Below are 4,215 nucleotides of genomic sequence, written 5' to 3' on the forward strand. Positions count from 1 at the left end.
CCTATCTCCCTATCTCCCTATCTCCCTATCTCCCTATCTCCCTATCTCCCTATCTCCCTATCTCCCTATCTCCCTATCTCCCTATCTCCCTATCTCCCTATCTCCCTATCTCCCTATCTCCCTATCTACTCTCTTTGAATGCAACTCGGTATCAGGTGTTTGTTAGCGAACGGAGGGTTTTAGCAATTTCTACCAGCTGAAACCCAGGAGGATAAACCCCCTCAGCTTTGATGCGCTCAATAGCAGCCGGTGGGATAGCCAAATTTAGCTTTCTAGCAACAGCTCTAACTATATCACCCCGGTCAATGACACCTGCCACAGCTTCTGCGGGAGAAAGTACGCTTATACGCTTAAGGTTAAGCTCCTCTAAGCTGTTAATCACCTCCACCAACGGTGTTTTCTCCTCCACTGTGGGAATTTCTGATAAAGGGCGCACTATAGTTTCCAACGTCTCAGTGTCCCAACGACTACGCTCGACAAAATGTAAATCCTCAATTTTCACTAGCCCACGATAGCGTCCATTAGCTGCAGCGTAGTAGGGCATTGGGTTTTGCCTATCGGTTAAGATATACTCATCAGCAAAAGAACGTAAGGTCTGGTTGGCTTCCACCACCCGAAAGTCACGGGTCATGGCATTAGATGCCATAAGCTTAAGTAAGACTTCTTGTATGGTGGTTAGCTGGTCATAGGCACTGGCATTGCGAAAAATAAACCAGCCAATCAGAGTTGGCCAAATGAATGACAAAGTACCCGTCAGCAGAGTCATTCCTAATCCCAAGGATAGGGCTAAAAGTCCAAACCCCTTACCCGTTCTGGCAGCCCAACGGACACCTGTAAACAGATCCCCAGTTAGTTTCCAGACTGCTGCTTTCAACACTTGTCCACCATCTAAAGGTAGACCAGGAATTAGGTTAAATAATGCCAAGACTAGGTTGATTCTAGCTATCTCATTGGCGATGGTATATCCCCAAGCCGAGGTGGGTAATGTCAGAGTTAGGACATAAAACAGACCAAAGAGGATGAAACTCACTAATGGTCCTGCGATCGCTACTTGAAAGGCTTCTGCTGGAGTCTTTGATTCTCGGTCAATCGACGCAATCCCGCCGAATATAAATAGGGTAATAGAATTAACTTTGATACCCTGGGAGAGGGCAGCTAGACTGTGACCTAATTCATGTAAGAGTACAGAACTAAATAACAACAGTGCCATCGCCAATCCAGCCACCCAAGCCAAAATCGACCCTAAGCTAGAGTCGAACTCTCGTGCATTAATCATCGTTACCAATAGCAAGATGAAAAACCACGATGGGTCTAAAAACAGTGGGATTCCGAATAGAGAGCCAACTCGCCAACCTGATAGCATCACATTTTCCTTATCTGAGACCTTCGATACCTGTACTATCCAGGATAAATTAACTCCTCTGTTCTGGGTTATGGCACTGACACAGGCATCCGCTCACTCAGACGACTGTTTAGGTCTGCAAGTAAGTCATTGCCACTACGACGAGCTTCCCAAGGACCGGTGTTATATTTATCGATTATCCATTGCCCATGGATAAAATCTTCTGACTCACCCAGGGTACCAATGTACTGGATTGGAGTCGATGAGCTGGTGAGGTATCGCTTAGTAAATTGGATGCGCCGTCCGATTACCTCTCCACTTAGCTGGGCTTCTCCTAAGTAGCCGTCATCCAAACTATTGCCAGTGATGGTATTCTTGCTTTGAACCAGAGTTGCTTCAAACCGGGTGGGTACTCCCCCTTGCCAGTAAGTTCCGAGCCAAGTGCCAGTTAAGTCTGCCATGAACACCAAATTTTAGTGAGGAGTTAACTCACCATTATACTATAATATTGGTCTATATAGCAAATTTAGATAAGTAAGTGGTGAGATTAAGAAGAAACCGAAAGAGGAGGAAGACACCGGAACCAATCGCACCTTTATCTGTTGGTTAACACAAACACACTCTCGTGATTCCCCCGTCCCTATTCCCTATTCCCGATTCCCTAATATTTCATAATTGTCTGACCAATACACGATTACACTATCATTGCGCTTTTTGCTGGCACTTTGGCAAATAAAAGTAGCATAGTCTAGCAATAATAATTCATATTAGATGCCATATAGCCATACCACCTAGCTTATTAGTTGTCAAGGTTAAAGGAATGATGATGGATGGGGAAGAATTACTGAAGCGATATGCTGCTGGAGAACGGGACTTTCCAGAAGCTAATCTACAGGGAGTATCTCTGGCGGGAGTAAACCTAAGCCAAGCTAACCTACGACGTGCTAATCTCAGCCAGAGTTGTCTCAAGGGCGCTATTCTTAAAGGTGTCAATCTGCGAGAAGCGAATTTATCTGGTGCTAATCTACAGGGAAGTGACCTGTGTGAAGCCAACCTCATTGTTAGTAACCTCAGTCAAGCAAATCTAGCCAAGGCTAACTTGAGTAATGCCAATCTACGCAGTTGCCGCCTGATTGGAGTCAATCTCAGTAAAGCTAATCTGAGTGAAGCAATTCTGAGTGAGGCAATTCTCCAGGATGCTAACTTGAGTCACGCAAAACTGATTAGCACATCCTTGAACCGAGCCAAGCTTTCCCAAGCCCTCTTGGAGGGAGCGATTTTGGAGGGAGCATCCCTCAACAACTGTATTCTGATCGAAGCCAATCTGATTGGGGCAAATTTGTCCCATACCCTACTCAATGGAGCCAACTTGACTAAGGCCAATCTCAATCAAGCAGACTTGAGTGGTGCAATAGCAAGTGGCTGCACCATGAGAAACACTATCCTAACGGATGCGAATCTCAGAGGAGCAAGGATGAGTTGGACAATTCTCCATGGTGCTAATCTCACCAAGGCTAATTTATACCGAGCTAACCTGTGTTGGTCGAATCTTACCGAGGCAATATTGATTGAAGCTGTTTTAATTGATGCTAATCTGAATCAGGCTAACCTGCGTGAAGCTAAACTTAGCAAAGCGATCATGCCAAGTGGCAGTCAGCATCAATAGTTGAACAGTTGAAGCCAGATTTTGATCAGCTCAATCAGGACCGAATCCCAAAGTCTAGTAGGATATCGAGCAATTCTACTCAGCCGATCCGATTGCGAACGCGCCCCGCGTGGCCTACGGCCAATCGCGTTGGATAGGAAACTGACATGAGGCTAAAACTTACTAAAACTTAATCAACTGTTCACCACTCAAACTGTCCTCCCAGGGTTTAGTATGACATTCGGTGAATAATTAGCTGGAAGTTCCTATAATTTTATGTCCCTTGCACCTCTGTCTGAGGCTTTTGAGACTAATCGCTTTGAAAGTATTAGTTTAATTGCTACCGATATTGATGGCACCCTAACTCTGAGTGGCAAATTTACTTCCTCCTTATTCCATGCCATAGAAGAATTGACCAAGACAGGAATCCAAGTGTTGCTGATTACAGGTCGTTCCGCTGGCTGGGTTAATGCTCTGAAAACTTATCTGCCGGTCACAGGAGCGATCGCAGAAAATGGCGGTCTATATTTCCCCAAAGATAGTGAAATCCCAGATATCTTAACCCCTATTGAAGATTTAAACCAGCATCGCCAGAGTCTCAATCACACCTTCCAAGTCCTAAAAGCTCAATTTCCCCAGCTACAAGAATCTGTGGATAACCGCTTTCGGTTGACGGATTGGACATTTGATGTTAATCGATTAGCCTTTGTCCAATTACAAACCCTGGCAGAACTCTGTCAACAACAGGGTTGGGGCTTCACTTACAGTACAGTTCAGTGCCATATTAAGCCAATCGAGCAAGATAAAGCAACAGGCTTGCTACAAGTGTTAACCAGACACTTTCCCCAACTCAAACCAGAGGAGATTATCACCGTTGGTGACAGTCCTAATGATGAGTCTATGTTTGATACCAGCAAGTTTCCTTTATCAGTAGGGGTGGCTAATGTCTTAGACTACACTAGTTATTTGACTCATAAGCCAGCTTATGTGACTTATGCTAAAGAATCTGAAGGCTTTTGCGAGTTAGCACAATTGTTACTACTGAAAACCTTTACTGGATAAGTGGTTTGGGCTGCACGGCTTGGCTGATTAATGGAATGATTTAGGGTAATTGGTAATTGGTAATTGGTAATTGGTAATTGGTAATTGGTGATTGGTAATTGGTGATTGGTAATTGGTAATTGGTAACCGGTGATTGGTAACCAGACATGATATCAGTTGTTAATTT

At 44.5% G+C, this 4,215-nt stretch carries 4 protein-coding genes; 2 read left to right on the forward strand and 2 right to left on the reverse strand.

The window, feature by feature from the left end; genetic code table 11:
* Window positions 1-151: 151 nt before the first annotated feature.
* Both F6J94_RS31120 and F6J94_RS31125 read right to left on the reverse strand, forming a co-directional pair.
* A complete protein-coding gene (locus F6J94_RS31120) occupies window positions 152-1,363 on the reverse strand; it encodes a site-2 protease family protein (RefSeq protein ID WP_293047332.1) in 1,212 nt (403 codons plus the stop codon).
* A 68-nt stretch (window positions 1,364-1,431) separates the two neighbouring features.
* Window positions 1,432-1,803, reverse strand: a complete 372-nt coding sequence (locus F6J94_RS31125; RefSeq protein ID WP_293047334.1) for a hypothetical protein — start codon at window positions 1,801-1,803, stop codon at window positions 1,432-1,434.
* Between the two features lie 359 nt (window positions 1,804-2,162).
* On the opposite strand from F6J94_RS31125, the gene F6J94_RS31130 reads away from it, so the two are divergent.
* Window positions 2,163-3,008, forward strand: coding sequence for a pentapeptide repeat-containing protein (locus F6J94_RS31130; RefSeq protein WP_293047336.1), 846 nt, complete (start codon window positions 2,163-2,165; stop codon window positions 3,006-3,008).
* 255 nt (window positions 3,009-3,263) lie between these two features.
* Window positions 3,264-4,049 (forward strand): HAD-IIB family hydrolase, encoded by a 786-nt coding sequence (locus F6J94_RS31135; RefSeq protein WP_293047338.1) that lies wholly within the window; start codon window positions 3,264-3,266, stop codon window positions 4,047-4,049.
* The last annotated feature ends 166 nt before the right edge of the window (window positions 4,050-4,215 follow it).

This window comes from Moorena sp. SIO1F2, assembly GCF_010672755.1.
Classification (GTDB): Bacteria; Cyanobacteriota; Cyanobacteriia; order Cyanobacteriales; family Coleofasciculaceae; genus Moorena.

Excerpts from the sequence above, each read along its gene's own strand:
- F6J94_RS31120 (WP_293047332.1), bottom strand. The coding sequence starts at position 1,363 with ATGCTATCAGGTTGGCGAGTTGGCTCTCTATTCGGAATCCCACTGTTT.
- F6J94_RS31125 (WP_293047334.1), bottom strand. The coding sequence starts at position 1,803 with ATGGCAGACTTAACTGGCACTTGGCTCGGAACTTACTGGCAAGGGGGA.
- F6J94_RS31130 (WP_293047336.1), top strand. The coding sequence starts at position 2,163 with ATGATGATGGATGGGGAAGAATTACTGAAGCGATATGCTGCTGGAGAA.
- F6J94_RS31135 (WP_293047338.1), top strand. The coding sequence starts at position 3,264 with ATGTCCCTTGCACCTCTGTCTGAGGCTTTTGAGACTAATCGCTTTGAA.